The 17,853-nt window shown below is 38.5% G+C and carries 16 protein-coding genes; all 16 read left to right on the top strand.

Going from position 1 to position 17,853, the window contains the following annotated elements; translation table 11 throughout:
• Positions 1-99 precede the first annotated feature (99 nt).
• The 16 genes from ACVRWY_RS02550 (at position 100) to ACVRWY_RS02625 (ending at position 17,838) form a co-directional block, all read left to right on the top strand.
• Positions 100-1,008, top strand: a complete 909-nt coding sequence (locus tag ACVRWY_RS02550) for a LysR family transcriptional regulator (protein WP_354367986.1) — start codon at positions 100-102, stop codon at positions 1,006-1,008.
• Between the two features lie 8 nt (positions 1,009-1,016).
• Positions 1,017-1,478 carry a signal peptidase II gene (gene lspA / locus ACVRWY_RS02555; RefSeq protein ID WP_354367988.1) on the top strand — a complete coding sequence of 154 codons (462 nt, stop codon included), beginning with the start codon at positions 1,017-1,019 and terminating at the stop codon, positions 1,476-1,478.
• Positions 1,462-2,352 carry an RluA family pseudouridine synthase gene (locus ACVRWY_RS02560; RefSeq protein ID WP_354368086.1) on the top strand — a complete coding sequence of 297 codons (891 nt, stop codon included), beginning with the start codon at positions 1,462-1,464 and terminating at the stop codon, positions 2,350-2,352. The genes lspA and ACVRWY_RS02560 overlap by 17 nt, the downstream gene beginning before the upstream one ends.
• Positions 2,353-2,585: 233 nt before the next feature.
• Positions 2,586-3,107 carry a bifunctional pyr operon transcriptional regulator/uracil phosphoribosyltransferase PyrR gene (gene pyrR, locus ACVRWY_RS02565; RefSeq protein WP_354367990.1) on the top strand — a complete coding sequence of 174 codons (522 nt, stop codon included), beginning with the start codon at positions 2,586-2,588 and terminating at the stop codon, positions 3,105-3,107.
• Positions 3,108-3,145: 38 nt separating this feature from the next.
• A complete protein-coding gene (locus ACVRWY_RS02570) occupies positions 3,146-4,072 on the top strand; it encodes an aspartate carbamoyltransferase catalytic subunit (protein ID WP_354367992.1) in 927 nt (308 codons plus the stop codon).
• A gap of 43 nt (positions 4,073-4,115) precedes the next feature.
• Positions 4,116-5,207: a carbamoyl phosphate synthase small subunit gene (locus tag ACVRWY_RS02575; protein ID WP_354367994.1), complete on the top strand. Its 1,092-nt coding sequence runs from the start codon at positions 4,116-4,118 to the stop codon at positions 5,205-5,207.
• Between the two features lie 280 nt (positions 5,208-5,487).
• Positions 5,488-8,667, top strand: coding sequence for a carbamoyl-phosphate synthase large subunit (gene carB / locus ACVRWY_RS02580; protein ID WP_354367996.1), 3,180 nt, complete (start codon positions 5,488-5,490; stop codon positions 8,665-8,667).
• A gap of 236 nt (positions 8,668-8,903) precedes the next feature.
• Positions 8,904-10,085, top strand: a complete 1,182-nt coding sequence (locus tag ACVRWY_RS02585; protein ID WP_354367998.1) for an efflux RND transporter periplasmic adaptor subunit — start codon at positions 8,904-8,906, stop codon at positions 10,083-10,085.
• 11 nt (positions 10,086-10,096) lie between these two features.
• A complete protein-coding gene (locus tag ACVRWY_RS02590; RefSeq protein WP_354368000.1) occupies positions 10,097-10,801 on the top strand; it encodes an ABC transporter ATP-binding protein in 705 nt (234 codons plus the stop codon).
• Positions 10,801-12,075 carry an ABC transporter permease gene (locus ACVRWY_RS02595; protein WP_354368002.1) on the top strand — a complete coding sequence of 425 codons (1,275 nt, stop codon included), beginning with the start codon at positions 10,801-10,803 and terminating at the stop codon, positions 12,073-12,075. The genes ACVRWY_RS02590 and ACVRWY_RS02595 overlap by 1 nt, the downstream gene beginning before the upstream one ends.
• A gap of 87 nt (positions 12,076-12,162) precedes the next feature.
• Positions 12,163-12,711: a hypothetical protein gene (locus ACVRWY_RS02600; RefSeq protein WP_354368004.1), complete on the top strand. Its 549-nt coding sequence runs from the start codon at positions 12,163-12,165 to the stop codon at positions 12,709-12,711.
• A gap of 61 nt (positions 12,712-12,772) precedes the next feature.
• Positions 12,773-13,147: a DUF1149 family protein gene (locus tag ACVRWY_RS02605; protein WP_354368006.1), complete on the top strand. Its 375-nt coding sequence runs from the start codon at positions 12,773-12,775 to the stop codon at positions 13,145-13,147.
• 2 nt (positions 13,148-13,149) lie between these two features.
• Positions 13,150-13,998 carry a DegV family protein gene (locus ACVRWY_RS02610; protein ID WP_354368008.1) on the top strand — a complete coding sequence of 283 codons (849 nt, stop codon included), beginning with the start codon at positions 13,150-13,152 and terminating at the stop codon, positions 13,996-13,998.
• 3 nt (positions 13,999-14,001) lie between these two features.
• Positions 14,002-14,769: a 4-hydroxy-tetrahydrodipicolinate reductase gene (gene dapB / locus ACVRWY_RS02615; RefSeq protein WP_354368010.1), complete on the top strand. Its 768-nt coding sequence runs from the start codon at positions 14,002-14,004 to the stop codon at positions 14,767-14,769.
• Positions 14,766-15,977, top strand: a complete 1,212-nt coding sequence (locus ACVRWY_RS02620) for a CCA tRNA nucleotidyltransferase (RefSeq protein ID WP_354368012.1) — start codon at positions 14,766-14,768, stop codon at positions 15,975-15,977. The genes dapB and ACVRWY_RS02620 overlap by 4 nt, the downstream gene beginning before the upstream one ends.
• Positions 15,970-17,838, top strand: coding sequence for an ABC-F family ATP-binding cassette domain-containing protein (locus tag ACVRWY_RS02625; RefSeq protein ID WP_354368014.1), 1,869 nt, complete (start codon positions 15,970-15,972; stop codon positions 17,836-17,838). The genes ACVRWY_RS02620 and ACVRWY_RS02625 overlap by 8 nt, the downstream gene beginning before the upstream one ends.
• The last annotated feature ends 15 nt before the right edge of the window (positions 17,839-17,853 follow it).

Consider the following 17,853-nt stretch of genomic DNA (forward strand, 5'->3'; position numbering starts at 1 on the left):
GCTACCATTTGAGGTGGCGTTTTTCTTATCCTTTCCTGACTATCAAGAACGTTAAAATTTTGATATAATAAAAAGAGTTTATAGTGAAAGGTTAGTCGTATGAACATTCAACAACTCCGCTATGTCGTGGCGATTGCTAATAGCGGCACCTTTAGAGAAGCGGCCAATAAATTATTTGTCAGTCAACCCAGCCTTTCGGTAGCTGTGAAGGATTTGGAAAAAGAGCTAGGATTTGATATTTTTAAACGGACCACAACAGGGGCAGTACTAACAAGCCAAGGGATGGTTTTTTATGAAAAATCATTAGAGTTGGTCAAAAACTTTGATATGTTTGAAAATCAATATTCTCATCATAAAGAACATGGTCAGAAACAATTTTCGATTGCTAGTCAACACTATGACTTTCTTCCCCCTTTGATGACCGAGTACTCACGCCAGTTTCCTGAACACAAGGATATGCGGATTTTTGAGTCAACAACCGTTCAGATTTTAGATGAAGTAGCCCAAGGTTATAGTGACTTAGGCATTATCTATCTGAATCAACAAAATACCAAAGGGATTATTCAAAAAATGGATAAGCTTGGTTTGGAGTATGAAGAGTTGATTTCTTTTCAAACTCATATTTACCTCAAAAAAACACATGCGCTGTGTGAAAAGTCAGAGTTGACAATGCAAGACTTGGTGGGCTTACCAACGGTACGTTTTACACAAGAAAAGGATGCTTATCTTTATTATTCCGAAAATCTGATTGATACAACAGATAGTTCTCAAATTTTTAATGTAACAGATAGAGCCACTTTAAATGGTATTTTGGAGCGGACAAATGCCTACGCTACGGGATCGGGATTTTTAGATAGTGAGAGTGTTAATGGTATCAAAGTGATTCCATTGAAAGATGCCCATGATAACAAGATGGTGTATGTGAAACGTAGAGGAGTAACCTTGTCCACTTGTGCTAATCATTTTGTTGAGGTCATGACGACATATTTTAAAACTTATCAGCCATAGGAGGAGAGATGCGAAAAATTAGCTTCCCCATCATAGCCCTACTATTAGTAGCCATAGATCAAATCAGCAAATGGGCAACTGTAAAAAATATCAAGTTAGGTGAAATCAAAAGCTTTTTGCCAAACATTGTGAGTTTGACTTATTTACAAAATAACGGTGCAGCCTTTTCCAGTTTTCAAAATCAAGGTTGGTTTTTTATAGTGGTAACCGTGATTTTTTTGAGTGTCGCAGGTTATTATTTTGTTAAAAACATCAATGGTAATATCTGGTTTTTGATAGGTTTAACTTTAGTCATTTCAGGTGGAGTGGGCAACTTTATTGACCGTCTGCGACTAGGTTATGTGATTGATATGATTCATTTGGATTTTATCAATTTTGCAATTTTCAATGTGGCAGACTCCTATCTGACAGTAGGTGTTGCGATTTTGATGTTAGTATTATGGAGAGAAGATGATGGAATTAGTAATTAAAGATGCCGGTGTGCGTCTAGATAAAGCTTTGGCAGATTTAACAGAATTAACACGTAGCCAAGCTAATGAAGCGATAAAAAAAGGTGAGGTTTTAGTTAACGGAAAAGTTGTCAAAGCCAAGTATGCTGTTAAGGAAGGTGATGAAATTATCTATCACTTACCAGAAGAGGAAGTTTTAGAGATTTTAGCCGAAGATATTCCTTTGGAGATTATCTACGAAGATCAAGATGTCGCAGTGGTCAATAAGCCACAAGGGATGGTGGTTCATCCTTCTGCTGGACACACATCTGGAACTTTAGTGAATGCTTTGATGCATCATATCAAAGATTTGTCTTCAATCAATGGGGTGGTACGCCCAGGAATAGTTCATAGAATTGATAAGGATACCTCAGGCTTGTTGATGATTGCCAAAAATGATAATGCTCATCGTTCATTAGCGGCAGAACTTAAAGACAAAAAATCTCTCCGTCAGTACCTAGCCATTGTTCACGGCAATCTTCCCAATGATCGTGGCGTGATTGAAGCACCAATCGGACGCTCAGACAAGGATCGTAAGAAGCAAGCAGTTATTGCAGGGGGACGTGATGCCTTGACGCGTTTCAAAGTGTTAGAGAGATTTGGTCACTATACCTTGGTTGAATTAACTTTAGAGACTGGTCGCACGCATCAGATTCGTGTTCACATGGCTTATATTGGTCATCCTGTGGCAGGAGATCCTTTATACGGTCCTAAAAAAAGTTTGAAGGGTAATGGACAATTTCTTCATGCAGCAACATTAGGGTTTACTCACCCAACAACTAAAGAAGAGATGGTCTTCTCAGCAGAGGTTCCCGAAATTTTTGAAAAGACACTAGATGACTTGAGAAAACATTAAGTATGGATAGCTGTCATCTTACAAAAAGATTAGCTCCCCAGGTTTTTATATTAATGCTTGAAAAAAATAGAACTTATGGTATAATGAGTTAAATGAATAATTCCTTTAAACCTGTCCTGTGAGGCAGGCAAGGAGAGCCAGAAGAAAAAGAGTGCAGGCTTTGCTGTACCCATATTTTGTGTAATCTCCTTGTTTTAAGGAGATTTTTTTCTATATTAGAAAGGTTGTTTCTCATGAAGACAAAAGAAGTTGTTGATGATGTCACCGTAAAGCGTGCGATTACGCGAATCACTTATGAAATTATTGAGCGTAATAAAAACTTAGATAATCTCGTCCTAGCAGGGATTAAGACAAGAGGTGTCTTTATTGCGCGTCGCATTCAGGAGAGATTAAAACAAATCGAAGGGATTGATCTTCCTATTGGAGAACTGGACATCAAACCATTTCGTGATGATGTTAAAGTTGAAGAAGACACAACCAGTATGGCAGTGGATATTACGGGTCGTGATGTGATTCTAGTTGATGATGTTCTTTATACTGGGCGTACCATCCGTGCAGCAATCGATAACCTTGTTAGTCTTGGACGTCCTGGTCGTGTGAGTTTAGCAGTTTTGGTCGATCGTGGTCATCGTGAATTGCCTATTCGAGCAGACTATGTTGGAAAAAATATCCCAACAAGTGCTGTTGAAGAGATTGTGGTGGAAATGACTGAAATTGACGGTCGTGATGCCGTCTCTATTGTTGATCCAAGATAGATACCGCATATAAAAGACATTTAAAAAGGGAGACGACGATGGCTGTAACAGACGGTAAAGTTTCGCTAAAGCACTTGGTGACCATGGAAACATTGTCAAATGAAGAAGTCTTAGGACTGATCAAACGTGGTTCGGACTTTAAAAGAAATCAGGCAGATTTTCGTTTAGATAGACAATATTTTGCATCAAATTTATTTTTTGAAAGTTCGACACGGACCCATAAGTCATTTGAAGTAGCTGAGAAAAAACTGGGTTTAGATGTGATCGAGTTTGATGCTAAGAGCTCTTCTGTTAATAAAGGTGAGACGCTATATGACACTATTTTAACGATGAGTGCATTAGGAGTGGACATTTGCGTTGTGCGACACTCTGATGAGGATTACTATCAGGAACTGGTTGATAGTCGTAGTATCCAAACTTCTATTATCAATGGTGGTGATGGCTCTGGTCAACATCCTAGTCAATGTCTTTTGGATCTGATGACTATTTATGAAGAGTTTGGTCAATTTGAAAATTTGAAAATTGCTATAGCTGGTGATATTACCCATTCGCGCGTGGCAAAATCAAATATGCAGATTTTAAAACGTTTGGGTGCGGACTTGTATTTTGCAGGACCTCGTGAATGGTATTCCGAGGAATTTGATGTTTATGGAAACCACGTTGCCCTTGATGATATTATCGAAGATTTAGATGTTTTAATGCTATTGCGGGTACAACATGAGCGTCACGATGGGAGTACGAGTTTTTCTAAAGAAGGCTATAATAAGACTTACGGTTTAACAGAAGAGCGTTATCAGAAATTAAAAGATAGTGCTATTGTGATGCATCCAGCTCCTGTCAATCGTGATGTAGAGATCGATGATGATTTAGTGGAAGCACCTAAGTCACGCATAGTGGCTCAAATGCAAAATGGTGTTTATGTCCGAATGGCAATTATTGAAGCGATATTAAATGGGAAAGCTTAGACGTTAAGATGCTCCTGTGAGGGCAAACGAGAAAGGTAGAAAAATGGCAAAAAGATTACTGATTTTAGAAGATGGAACAGTATTTGAAGGTACAGCTTTTGGTGCAGATATTGATGTTACTGGAGAAATTGTATTTAATACAGGGATGACAGGCTATCAAGAGTCCATTACGGACCAATCCTACAATGGCCAAATTTTAACATTCACTTATCCTCTAGTTGGCAACTATGGGATAAATCGCGATGATTATGAGTCTATTACTCCAACATGTAAAGGGGTAGTAGTGGCAGAATGTGCACGCCGATCAAGTAACTGGCGTAATCAGATGAGTTTGCATGAGTTTTTAGTTTCTAAAAATATCCCAGGAATATCAGGGATTGATACACGCGCTTTAACTAAAATTATTCGTCAGCACGGGACGATGAAGGCTACTCTAGCAAGTGATGGAGATAGCTTGGAGCATCTACAAGATCAGCTCCGTGCAACAGTTTTACCAAGTAATAATATTGAGCAAGTTTCAACAAAAACAGCCTATCCTGCACCAGGAGTTGGAAAAAATATTGTATTAGTTGACTTTGGTCTTAAGCATTCTATTTTAAGGGAATTTTCAAAGCGTGACTGTAACGTCACTGTCGTACCATACGACACAAGCGCTGAAGAGATTCTTCACCTTAACCCAGATGGTGTCATGTTATCAAATGGACCAGGAAATCCAGAAGATGTTCCAGGGGCACTTGACATGATACGCGGAGTGCAAGGAAAGATTCCGATTTTTGGGATTTGTATGGGACATCAATTGTTTAGTCTAGCAAATGGCGCTAAGACTTATAAGATGAAGTTTGGTCATAGAGGTTTTAACCATGCGGTTCGTGAGATTGCAACAGGACGTGTTGATTTTACCAGTCAAAACCATGGCTATGCAGTTGATCGTGAGAGTCTTCCAGAGAATTTAATTGTCACCCATGAGGAGATTAATGATAAATCAGTAGAGGGTGTTAGACATAGACATTATCCAGCCTTTTCAGTACAATTCCACCCTGATGCAGCACCAGGTCCACACGATGCAAGCTATCTGTTTGATGAGTTTTTAGAGCTAATTGATGCTTTTCAAGCAGAGCGCGCCAACCAAAAGTGAGGCATTTTAAACGTTATAGTGGTAAAAAGTAGGATAAGTGTCTTGTTTGAGCTTACTTTGAATTTATCATTTACTGATGTCGAAAACATCTTATTTAATGTCGCACAGAGATGCGACGAATAGAAAGGAGAAGATACAGGTTCGAGAAAACTGATGTTTTCAAATTCGAACACGCCTAAGGACTGTGCGAAAAAGATAATCGTCGCCTAGATGCTTGAAGCATCAGCGCCACGTTTCCTATTTTCGCTTTTTCCTCTTAACGGGCTTTGTATCATAGATTATGCCAAAACGTACGGATATTAAAAAAATTATGGTGATCGGGTCAGGTCCAATCATCATCGGACAAGCTGCTGAATTTGACTATGCAGGAACCCAAGCCTGTCTTGCTCTAAAAGAAGAAGGTTATAGCGTTGTCTTGGTGAACTCAAACCCTGCGACCATCATGACGGATAAAGAAATTGCAGATAAGGTTTATATTGAGCCGATTACCATTGAATTTGTGACTCGCATTCTTCGTAAAGAGCGTCCAGATGCGCTTCTCCCAACTCTTGGAGGACAAACTGGCCTTAACATGGCAATGGAGCTCTCAAAAGCTGGTATTCTAGATGAGCTTGGTGTTGAGCTTTTGGGAACAAAATTATCTGCTATTGACCAAGCAGAAGATCGTGACTTATTTAAGCAATTGATGGAAGACCTCAATCAGCCAATTCCTGAGTCTGAGATTGTTGAGACAGTTGAGCAAGCGGTGGCTTTTGCAAATACGATTGGCTATCCTGTTATTGTACGCCCAGCCTTTACCCTAGGTGGTACTGGTGGTGGTATGTGTGCCAATGAAGAAGAGCTTCGCGAGATTGCTAAAAATGGTCTTAAACTATCTCCTGTGACACAGTGTCTCATTGAGCGTTCTATTGCAGGATTCAAAGAAATAGAATATGAAGTGATGCGTGATGCCGCAGACAATGCTCTTGTGGTATGTAACATGGAAAACTTTGACCCTGTAGGTATCCATACAGGAGACTCAATTGTATTTGCCCCAACACAGACGCTTTCTGATATTGAAAACCAAATGTTGCGTGATGCTAGCTTGAGTATCATCCGTGCCCTTAAGATTGAAGGAGGATGTAATGTTCAACTTGCACTTGATCCACATAGCTTCAAGTATTATGTGATTGAAGTTAACCCTCGTGTTTCACGTTCCTCTGCTCTAGCATCTAAAGCAACAGGTTACCCAATTGCTAAATTAGCAGCGAAGATTGCGGTTGGTTTAACCTTAGATGAAATGGTTAACCCTGTTACAGGAACAACCTATGCCATGTTTGAACCTGCCCTTGACTATGTTGTCGCTAAGATTCCTCGTTTCCCATTTGATAAGTTTGAAAAAGGTGAACGTCGTTTAGGAACACAGATGAAAGCAACAGGAGAGGTTATGGCTATTGGACGTAACATTGAAGAAAGTCTTCTGAAAGCTTGTCGCTCACTTGAAATTGGTGTCTCACATAATGAAATGCCTGAGTTGGCTAATGCTAGTGATGATGTTGTGGTTGAAAAAATGGTTAAAGCGCAAGATGACCGTCTTTTCTATGTATCCGAAGCTATTCGTCGTGGTTTTACCATTGAAGAGATTGCTGATTTGACTAAGATTGATATCTTCTTCTTAGACAAGTTGCTTCATATTGTTGAAATCGAAAAAGAGCTTGAGGCTAATGTTGGTGATCCAACTACCCTCAAACTAGCGAAACGCAACGGCTTCTCAGATAAGAAGATTGCACAGCTCTGGAATAAAACAGCAGATGAGGTTCGTCAGACTCGTATTGAGAATAAGATTGTTCCTGTCTATAAAATGGTAGATACTTGTGCGGCAGAATTTGAAAGTTCAACGCCTTATTTCTACTCAACATATGAGTGGGAAAATGAGTCTATCAAGTCTGATAAAGAGTCTGTTTTGGTCCTTGGTTCAGGTCCGATTCGTATCGGTCAAGGGGTGGAGTTTGACTACGCTACCGTACATTCTGTGAAGGCTATTCAAGCAGCAGGTTATGAAGCCATCATCATGAACTCAAACCCAGAGACAGTTTCTACTGACTTCTCCGTTTCAGATAAACTTTATTTTGAGCCATTGACTTTTGAAGACGTCATGAATGTCATTGACCTTGAACAACCAAAAGGTGTTATTGTTCAATTTGGAGGTCAAACGGCTATCAACTTGGCAGAGCCTTTATCGAATGCAGGTATTAAGATTTTAGGAACACAAGTTGCGGATCTTGACCGTGCAGAAGACCGTGATCTTTTTGAAAAAGCTCTCAAAGATTTAGATATTCCGCAGCCACCAGGTCAAACAGCAACTGATGAAGAAGAAGCGGTCGAAGCAGCTCGTAAAATCGGTTTCCCTGTACTTGTTCGCCCATCTTATGTTTTGGGTGGACGCGCAATGGAAATTGTAGAAAACGAAAATGATCTACGCTCTTATATGCGAACTGCAGTTAAGGCTAGTCCAGAGCATCCTGTATTGGTTGACTCTTACATTGTGGGTCGTGAGTGCGAAGTAGATGCCATTTCTGATGGTAAGGATGTTCTTATTCCAGGGATTATGGAGCATATCGAGCGCGCTGGTGTCCACTCTGGTGACTCGATGGCCGTTTATCCACCACAAACGCTTTCTAAAGAAATCCAAGATACCATTGCAGATTATACCAAACGTTTGGCTATCGGGTTAAATTGTATTGGTATGATGAATATCCAATTTGTCATTAAGGATGAAAAAGTGTATGTTATCGAGGTTAATCCACGCGCAAGCCGTACGGTACCATTCTTGTCTAAAGTGACAGATGTTCCGATGGCACAAGTAGCTACTAAGCTAATCCTAGGTCAAACTTTAGCAGACCTTGGCTATGAAGATGGTCTTTATCCTGAATCTAGCAATGTCCATGTTAAAGCACCGGTATTCTCATTTACCAAGTTAGCAAAAGTAGATAGCCTACTTGGACCTGAGATGAAGTCAACCGGTGAGGTCATGGGATCTGATACGACGCTTGAAAAAGCCCTTTACAAAGCTTTTGAAGCAAGCTACCTTCACTTGCCAGAGTTTGGAGATGTTGTCTTTACTATCCATGATGATACCAAAGAAGAAGCCTTGGATCTGGCTCGTCGTTTTGAATCGATTGGCTATGGTATTTATGCAACTGAAGGAACTCAGAAATTCTTGACAGCTAATGGTGTTTCTGCGATCCTAGTCAATAAACTTGGTGAAGATGATGAAAATGATATTCCAGCTCTGGTTCGTCAAGGAAAGGTACAGGCAATTGTCAACACGGTTGGCACAAAACGTACTGCAGATGAAGATGGACAAACTATTCGTAGTTCAGCAATTGAAGCAGGCATTCCTCTCTTTACAGCTCTTGACACAGCAGATGCTATGGTTCGAGTTTTAGAAAGCCGTAGCTTTACGACAAATCCAATTTAAATTAAAAAGAGCAAGACAATTCTAATTAAAGTTGTCTTGCTCTTTTTCTTACAATATTGTAAGAATCAAACAGGTAAAAGTAGAGTATCCTATTCTTAACGAGATATTCTTGTTAAGAAGAACGATGGCATAGTTTTAATGTTTAGGAGAGTTAAAAGTTTATTTTTTCTAATCTTGACAAAATATCTAAAAAAAGTTATTATTGTACTAAAATATCAATACAAAGGAGAAGATTGATGCGTAAAAAGAAAAAGTCTGGATTTAAATTAAGCAAAACATTTAAGATTTTGCTTGGAATACTGGCTCTCTTAGCGATAATTGCCGCTGCTTTTATGAGTGTTTTTAGTAAAAACACAAGTCAAGCCACAACTAAAACCTATGCGGTGAGTGAAGTAAAAAATGGATCTGTTGCATCTAGTACCTTGTTGACAGGAACAGTCAAATCTGACGGAGAGCAGTATGTCTATTACGAAACGAATAAGGGTGATTTGGTTTCAGTTATTCCTGCAGTTGGGGATCAAGTGGAAGAGGGACAGGCTTTGGTACAGTATGATAGCACAGCTGCTCAAGCAGCTTATGACCAAGCCATCCGCAACTACAATAAGGTGAGCAGACAATTATCCGATTTACAAACTTATGGTGTTGTTCAATCTGACGCAACGTCACTATCAGAAGATGGAACAACAGTTGCAGATACTAGTGGACAGACACAGCGTTCTTATCAAAGTCAATTAAATGATTTGAACGATTCACTTGCTAATGCTCAAGATGAGATTAATAAGACAGAAGCAGCCTTAAATGATACAGTTGTCTATAGTAAAGTAGCTGGTACAGTAGTTGAAGTTAATACCTCTGTAAATCCATCTTCTACTAGCACGACGGGACAAGTGTTGGTGCATATTGTCAGTCAAGGACAACAACAAGTCGAAGGTAAGGTGACAGAGTACGATCTCGCAAACTTAAAAGTTGATCAAGATGTTAAGATAACATCAAAAGTTTATCCTGATAAAGAATGGACTGGAAAAATTTCTTATATTTCCAACTATCCAGAAGCCCCAGGGACAGATGCTAATTCATCTAGTAGCTCTTCTAGTTATCCCTTCAAAGTTAATTTTACAAGTGATGCCGCTGAACTAAAACAAGGATTTAAGGTTAGTGTTGAGGTCTTGAGTACAGCAAATCATCCGATTGTTCCTTTATCAGCTCTGGTTACAGACAAAGATAAACATTATGTTTGGGTCTATGATGATAGCAAAGGAACAGTGACAAAGACAGAAGTTACTCTTGGTAGTGCAGATGCCACAGATCAGGAAGTGACAGGAGGGCTATCCCAAGGTCAATGGATTGTTGAAAAACCAAGTAAATCTTTTAAAGATGGACAGAAAATCCAAACTAAAGATACGAAATCGTCTGAGTAAGGAGGAACCTAATGGATCAAAAACAAAAAGAATTGATCAAGCTTAAAGGTATCATTAAGTCTTACTTGAATGGTGATGAAGAGTTGCAAGTTCTAAAAGGTATTGATTTAACCGTACATGAAGGAGAGTTTGTAGCTATTATGGGGCCATCTGGCTCAGGAAAATCAACTCTAATGAATGCTATTGGACTTTTAGATCGTCCAAGTGAAGGAAGTTACGTTTTAAATGGCGTAGAGGTTGAAAATTTATCAGAGAAAGATTTATCGCGTGTGCGAAACAGTGAGATTGGTTTTGTTTTTCAACAATTTTTTCTTCTATCAAAATTAACAGCGCTACAAAATGTAGAGTTACCTTTAATTTATGCTGGTGTTCCTTCGGCGAAACGAAAAAAATTATCTGAAAGTTATTTGGAAAAAGTGGAGTTATCAGAGCGAATGCATCATCTCCCATCAGAGCTGTCTGGTGGACAAAAGCAACGGGTGGCTATAGCACGCGCTTTGGTTAATAGTCCTTCTATTATTCTTGCAGATGAGCCGACAGGTGCCCTAGATACTAAAACAGGTGCTCAGATTATGGATTTGTTAACAGAGTTACATCGGGAGGGCAAAACGATTATTATGGTAACGCATGAGCCTGAGATTGCAGAATATGCCAGTCGTAAGATCGTTATTAGAGATGGTTTGATTACCTCTGACACTAGTAAGGAGGTAGAGTAATGGAGAATTGGAAATTTGCCATTAATTCCATCATGGCGCACAAAATGCGCTCATTCTTAACAATGTTAGGTATTATTATCGGTGTGATGTCTGTTGTTATCATTGTAGCTTTGGGAAGTGGGATCAATCAAGCCTTCACCAAAATGTTAACTAAGGATCAACAAAATGTTTCTATTAACTATTCTCCGATTAAGAGTAAGGGAGGAAAAGGGATCATTACCCAAGCAGAACTCCAAGAACAAGCCATGAATAGTGCCACAACGGATCAGTTAGCGAATAAAAAAGCACCAGATGTCCAAGAATCATGGGTTAAACAACTTTTAAGTATTGATGGCATTGATAACTATTATGTGACTAACAGCACTACAGCTAAAGTTAGTTTTGAAAATAAGAAGGTTAATAATGTTGCAATTACAGGGGTGAACGATACCTATTTTAAAGTCAAAAAATATCAAATGGTTGCTGGTCGTCAGCTAACTGATGATGATTATCGTCGATTTGCCAGGGTGATTTTATTAGATGAAAAATTAGCTAAAACATTGTTTGATAGCGCTCAACAAGCTCTTAATCAAGTGATTACACTAGGTGAAAGTTCTTATCGTGTTATTGGTGTTTACAAGGACCCAGATGCACAAAATGCTCTCCTAGCAGCTCAATCTAATGGGAATATTATGATGGCCAATACGCAACTGGCAGCTGAATATAATCAACCTGAGATCTCAGAGGTTGTTGTGCATGTTAAAGAGGTCTCACGTATCTTAGAAGTCGGAAGTGCAGCAGCTCGACGCTTAACACAACTATCTGGTGTTAAAGAGGGCGAGTATCAAGTTTATGATGTTAGTAGTGGTCTAGCTTATATCGGACAACAAACCTTGGGGATTCAACTGGTTATGGGAGCTATTGGTGGTATCTCACTTCTTGTTGGTGGTATAGGCGTTATGAATATCATGCTAGTATCTGTTACAGAGCGGACTCGTGAAATAGGGCTAAGAAAAGCCTTAGGAGCTACAAGGGGCAATATTTTGACACAATTTTTAATTGAGTCTATGGTGTTGACTGCCTTAGGTGGCCTTATTGGTCTATTATTAGCTTATGGAGGTGTGGCAATGATTGGTGATTCTCTCAATGCAACCTTTGGTGGCCCCCCTGTTATTACAGTAACCTCTGCTGTAGGAAGTATCCTTTTTTCTGCAGTAGTAGGTGTCATATTTGGAATTTTACCAGCTAATAAAGCTAGTAAACTTAACCCTATTGAAGCGTTGAGATACGAATAAAATAGTGAGAGAAGTTGGAGTGAGCAACCAGGTTGTTGTTTGTCCGACTTCTTTTAAATTGCTTTTGAATATGGTACAATGACCTTTATGGAAAATAAATTAAGACAGTTGTATCAATCTCATGCAGAGTTTCCCTATATCTCACCAGAGCGTGATATAGCAAAATTTCTTGAAGAGGTAGCGATTTCTTCTGGTAAGTTGGTTCCAAAACGAAATATGATTCGTGTTTCAGAAGGGTACCTTCCAGGGCATTTAATTCTTTTATGGCGTATTCAATTTGGGACTTATACGAATAAAACTGTGATTTCAAAATATTTTGAATACAGTTATGGCATTGATGCTCAAAAAGAGTTGGAGTTTTTACTTCATAATGGTCTGGTTGTTGAAGATACTGCTTTAGCCTCATTAACGCACTTACCTGCAGGGAAATTAAAACTTCTTTTGAAAGAAAAAGGTGTTAAGGGGCTTTCAAAAATGAAACGTGAGGACTTAGATAAAGCTATAGCTGAGGAATTTACAGAGGAAGAATTGGCAAGACAATTTTCTATTCGTGGCTACCATTTATCTAAAGAAGGAGAAGCCTTACTAAATCGGTATCCAGAGATTATTGCTAAGCATCCTCAAAAGAAATTCTAGCTTTCGCATAAGGTAGATTTATGCTATAATTTAGAGAAATGATGAAACTAAGGAGAAGATCATGGAATTAGTTCGTGAACAAGAATTTGTCAATCAATATCACTATGATGCCCGTAATTTAGAGTGGGAAAAAGAACATGGTCAACCTGAAACAAATGTTGAAGTGACCTTTCAATTGGTTGAAAAAAATACCGAAAAAAATCAAACTACTATTGTAGCTGTCTTACAATTTATTATTGTTTTTGAACAGTATGTCTTAAGTGGTGCGATTTCTCAGATGGTTCACATCAAAAATCGTATTGTCAATGAGCCAAGTGAGTTTTCACAAGAAGAGGTTGAGAATTTATCAAAACCTTTGTTAGATATGCTCAAACGCTTAAGTTATGAAGTGACTGAGATTGCTCTTGATCAGCCTGGTGTCAATTTGGAGTTTTAATGATGAAGTTAGCTGTAATTACAGATTCATCGATTTCTCTACCAAAAGGTTTTGAGCAAAAAGAGAATCTTTTTATTTTGGATATTCCCATCACGATTGACCAAGAGTCTTTTGTAGAAGGGAAAAATCTTTCGATTATTGAGTTTTATGATAAGATGGCTAAATCTTCTGATCTTCCAAAGACGAGTCAACCGAGTCTAGCAGAGTTAGATGATTTATTAACTCAACTATCAGATCAAGGTTTTACGCATGTGATTGGTTTATTCCTATCAAGTGGCATTTCTGGTTTTTACCAAAATATTCAATATTTGGTAGAAGAGCATAAGCCCTTGGAGATTGTCTTTCCAGATAGTAAAATCACGAGTGTGCCACTGGGCTTGATGGTAAAAAATATTTTTGATTGGGCTCAAGAGGGTCTTAATTTTGAGACAATCGTTTCTAAGTTGAATCGACAAATTGATCAGACAACAGCCTTTATCATGGTCGATGATTTAAATCATCTTGTGAAAGGTGGTCGTCTTTCAAATGGTGCTGCACTTTTAGGAAATCTATTGAGTATTAAACCTATTTTGTATTTTAATGATGGGCGAATCGAAGTTTATGAGAAAGTCCGAACAGAGAAAAAGGCGATTAAACGCTTGGTGGACATCTTAAAAGAGTTTACCGCTGATGGTCAATATGAAGTCGCAGTGATTCACTCAAATGCTTCTGAAAAAGCAGATAAATTTAGTCAGTTACTAATAGAGGCTGGGTATCAAGATTTGAGTATCTCAGAGTTTTCAGCTGTCATTGCTACGCACTTGGGTGAAGGAGCTGTAGCGATTGGGATTTCACCTATTATTGAGGATTAATATATGACGATAAGAGTAATTATTGCAGGATTTAAGGGTAAAATGGGGCAGGCTGCTTATCAAATGGTGAGTGAAGATGCTAGTCTTACTCTAGCTGGGTTACTGGATCCATTTGCAACGGAAAAAGAAATTGATGGTGTTCCTGTTTTTAATAAAAAAGAGGACTTAATCGGTCTAGAAGCAGATGTCTGGGTTGATTTTACCATGCCTAAGGTAGCCTATGAAAATACACGTTTTGCTTTAGAGAATGGTTTTGCCCCTGTTGTTGGAACAACAGGCTTTACTCCAGAGCAAATTGAGGAGTTGACGGATTTATCTGTAGAAGCTTCTTTAGGTGGATTAATTGCACCTAACTTTGCGATTGGGGCAGTGCTGTTGATGCAATTTGCTGCCAAGGCTGCTCAGTATTTTCCTGATGTGGAAATTATTGAATTACATCATGATAAGAAAAAAGATGCCCCAAGTGGTACTGCCATCAAGACCGCTGAGTTAATTCGAGAAACTCGTGCCTCAAAACATCAAGGTGTTGCTGATGAAGAGGAACTCCTTAAGGGTGCGCGTGGTGCAGAATTTGATGGTTTCCGTATTCATAGTGTTCGCCTGCCTGGTCTAGTTGCCCATCAAGAAGTTTTGTTTGGTGCAGAAGGCGAAGGGTTGACTTTGCGCCATGATTCTTATGATCGCGTATCTTTCATGGGTGGTGTGAACCATGCCATCAAGGAAGTGGTTAAACGCAATCAGCTTGTTTATGGTTTGGAAAATTTATTATGAGATTAAAACAATTGCCTTCTGAATTTCAGAAGGCTTTACCCGTATTAGAAAAAATTAAGTCAGCTGGTTATGAAGCTTATTTTGTTGGTGGATCTGTTCGTGATGTTTTATTAGGGCGTTCCATTCATGACGTGGATATTGCTACCAGCTCTTATCCAGAAGAGACCAAGTCTATTTTTCATCGAACAGTTGATATAGGGATTGAACATGGAACTGTTTTAGTTCTTGAGAATCAATCAGAGTATGAGGTGACCACTTTTAGAACAGAGGATGTTTATGTTGATTTTAGGCGTCCTAGTTCCGTCAATTTTGTCCGTTCACTTGAAGAAGATTTGAAACGACGAGATTTTACGGTCAATGCTTTTGCTCTAGATGAAACAGGACAAATTATTGATTTGTTTAATGGCTTAGAGGACCTCGAAAATAGGGTTTTGCGCGCCGTTGGTAAAGCAGAGGAACGTTTTGGAGAAGATGCTCTTCGTATCATGAGAGGACTTCGTTTTGCGGCAACCTTAGATTTTTCAATTGATAAGACAACCTTTGATGCCATGACGCAACAGGCGCCATTATTAGAAAAAATTTCGGTTGAGCGCTCTTTTGTAGAATTAGATAAGCTCCTAAGAGCTTCTTATTGGCGTAAAGGCGTAGAGGCTTTAATAGCTAGTAAAGCTTATCATTATTTACCTGATTTAGCCAAACAAGATGTTGCCTTATCAGAAATGTTAAAATCATTAGCTTCAGACTTTTTATTTACCTCGTCAGAACAGGCATGGGCTGCACTTTTGATTTATTGTCATCATGCTAATCCAAAATTGTTTTTGAAAAAATGGAAAACCTCTAATGACTTCCAAAAAAACGTTATATCCATCCTAGAGATTTATCAAAAACGCCTTAATCAAGCAGTTGACAAAGCGACCTTATACCGATATGGTAAAGATTTAGTCTTCCTAGCAGAAAAGTTAAGAGAAGGAGCGGGGTTATCAGTAGATTTTAGGATTATTGAGGAGCTAGATAAAGAACTTGCTATTCATGATAAACATGAAATTGTCGTCAATGGGGCAAGTTTGATGCGAGATTTTGGTCTAAAACCTGGTCCAGAGCTGGGGAAAATATTAAAAAGCATTGAAATGGCGATTGTGGACGGTCATTTATGTAATACCAAGGAGGCAATTGATGCCTTTGTGAGAGAGGAGCTGAGTTTTGGCTGATTTTTTAGTAGAAGGATTGACCAAGTCAGTCGGAGATAAGACTGTTTTTCGAGACTTATCCTTTATTATCCATCCTCTAGATAGGATTGGGATTATTGGCGTCAACGGAACTGGGAAGACGACTTTATTAGATGTTATTTCAGGTCACTTAGGTTTTGATGGTGATCGCTCACCATTTTCTTATCCAAGTGATTATAAGATTGCTTATCTAACGCAAGAACCTGACTTTGATGATCAAAAAACAATTTTAGATACGGTTCTTTCATCAGATTTAAAGGAAATGGTCCTTCTTAAAGAGTATGAAAGTCTTTTGGCGTCCTATTCTGAAACCAATCAAGTGCGATTAGAAAAAGTAATGGCAGAAATGGATGCTCTTGATGTTTGGTCAATCGAGAGTGAAGTTAAGACAGTTTTATCTAAGTTAGGACTTTCTGATTTAAGCTTACAGGTTGGTGCTTTATCAGGAGGCTTGCGTCGCCGTGTGCAATTAGCTCAAGTGCTTTTGGCTGATGCTGATTTATTACTTTTAGATGAACCAACCAACCATCTAGATATTGATACGATTGCTTGGTTAAGTCAATACCTTAAAAATAGCAAGAAAACTGTACTTTTTATCACGCATGATCGCTATTTTTTAGATAATATTGCAACACGTATTTTTGAATTAGCGAATGCAAATTTGATTGAATATCAAGGAAATTATCAGGATTATGTACGATTAAAAGCTGAACAAGATGAACGAGATGCGGCTAATCTTCATAAGAAAAAACAACTCTACAAGCAAGAGTTGGCTTGGATGCGAACGCAACCACAGGCTAGAGCTACTAAACAACAGGCACGTATCAATCGTTTTCATGATTTAAAAAATGATGTTCATCAAAGTGTCGCTCATCAAGAGATGGAAATCAATTTTGAGACAACTCGAATTGGTAAAAAAGTGATTCAATTTGATCAAGTTTCATTTGGTTTTTCTGATCGATTGCTATTAAATCAATTTGATTTACTGATTCAAAACAAGGACCGTATTGGTATTGTGGGTGATAATGGTGTTGGTAAATCAACGCTATTGAATCTTATTGCAGGAAAGATTAGCCCCCAGTCAGGTAAATTGGAAATTGGTGAGACTGTTCGAATTGGTTATTTTTCACAACAGCTAATTGATATGGATGAAAATAAACGTGTCATCACTTATCTACAAGAAATAGCGGATGAAGTGAAAACGAGTGTAGGTTCCACAAGCGTAACAGACTTATTAGAACAATTTTTATTTCCAAGATCAACTCATGGGACCTTGATTTCTAAGTTATCAGGGGGAGAGAAGAAGCGTTTATACCTCTTGAAAATATTGATTGAAAAACCCAATGTTCTATTATTAGATGAACCAACAAATGATTTAGACATTGCGACATTGACTGTTTTGGAGAACTTTTTACAAAGCTTTTCTGGTCCTGTGATCACAGTGAGTCACGATCGGTATTTTTTGGATAAGGTTGCCAATAAGATTTTAGCATTTGAGGGTGGTCAAGTTAGAGAGTTTTTTGGAGATTATACTGATTACCTTGATGAAAAAGCTTTTATCGAGACTCAGTCCACTCTGATGAAAAAAGAAAAAAGCTCTAAGACAGAAAAAATCAAAGAGTCTAAAAAACGAATGACCTATGCAGAAAAACAAGAATGGGCTACTATTGAGGATGCCATCACAGCTTTAGAGGATCGAATTGAACAAATTGAAGCGGAGATGTTAGCCAATAGTAGTGATTATGGTCAATTGGCAGTTCTTCAACGTGAATTAGATGAAAACAATGAACAACTGTTAGAAAAATATGAACGTTATGAATATTTGAGTGAATTAGAGAAATAATGGTCTAGAAAAACT

Source organism: Streptococcus porcorum, from assembly GCF_053203725.1.

What these genes read in the sequence shown, in the direction of transcription:
- ACVRWY_RS02550 (WP_354367986.1), top strand. Translation starts at nt 100, where the DNA reads ATGAACATTCAACAACTCCGCTATGTCGTGGCGATTGCTAATAGCGGC.
- lspA (WP_354367988.1), top strand. Translation starts at nt 1,017, where the DNA reads ATGCGAAAAATTAGCTTCCCCATCATAGCCCTACTATTAGTAGCCATA.
- ACVRWY_RS02560 (WP_354368086.1), top strand. Translation starts at nt 1,462, where the DNA reads ATGGAATTAGTAATTAAAGATGCCGGTGTGCGTCTAGATAAAGCTTTG.
- pyrR (WP_354367990.1), top strand. Translation starts at nt 2,586, where the DNA reads ATGAAGACAAAAGAAGTTGTTGATGATGTCACCGTAAAGCGTGCGATT.
- ACVRWY_RS02570 (WP_354367992.1), top strand. Translation starts at nt 3,146, where the DNA reads ATGGCTGTAACAGACGGTAAAGTTTCGCTAAAGCACTTGGTGACCATG.
- ACVRWY_RS02575 (WP_354367994.1), top strand. Translation starts at nt 4,116, where the DNA reads ATGGCAAAAAGATTACTGATTTTAGAAGATGGAACAGTATTTGAAGGT.
- carB (WP_354367996.1), top strand. Translation starts at nt 5,488, where the DNA reads ATGCCAAAACGTACGGATATTAAAAAAATTATGGTGATCGGGTCAGGT.
- ACVRWY_RS02585 (WP_354367998.1), top strand. Translation starts at nt 8,904, where the DNA reads ATGCGTAAAAAGAAAAAGTCTGGATTTAAATTAAGCAAAACATTTAAG.
- ACVRWY_RS02590 (WP_354368000.1), top strand. Translation starts at nt 10,097, where the DNA reads ATGGATCAAAAACAAAAAGAATTGATCAAGCTTAAAGGTATCATTAAG.
- ACVRWY_RS02595 (WP_354368002.1), top strand. Translation starts at nt 10,801, where the DNA reads ATGGAGAATTGGAAATTTGCCATTAATTCCATCATGGCGCACAAAATG.
- ACVRWY_RS02600 (WP_354368004.1), top strand. Translation starts at nt 12,163, where the DNA reads ATGGAAAATAAATTAAGACAGTTGTATCAATCTCATGCAGAGTTTCCC.
- ACVRWY_RS02605 (WP_354368006.1), top strand. Translation starts at nt 12,773, where the DNA reads ATGGAATTAGTTCGTGAACAAGAATTTGTCAATCAATATCACTATGAT.
- ACVRWY_RS02610 (WP_354368008.1), top strand. Translation starts at nt 13,150, where the DNA reads ATGAAGTTAGCTGTAATTACAGATTCATCGATTTCTCTACCAAAAGGT.
- dapB (WP_354368010.1), top strand. Translation starts at nt 14,002, where the DNA reads ATGACGATAAGAGTAATTATTGCAGGATTTAAGGGTAAAATGGGGCAG.
- ACVRWY_RS02620 (WP_354368012.1), top strand. Translation starts at nt 14,766, where the DNA reads ATGAGATTAAAACAATTGCCTTCTGAATTTCAGAAGGCTTTACCCGTA.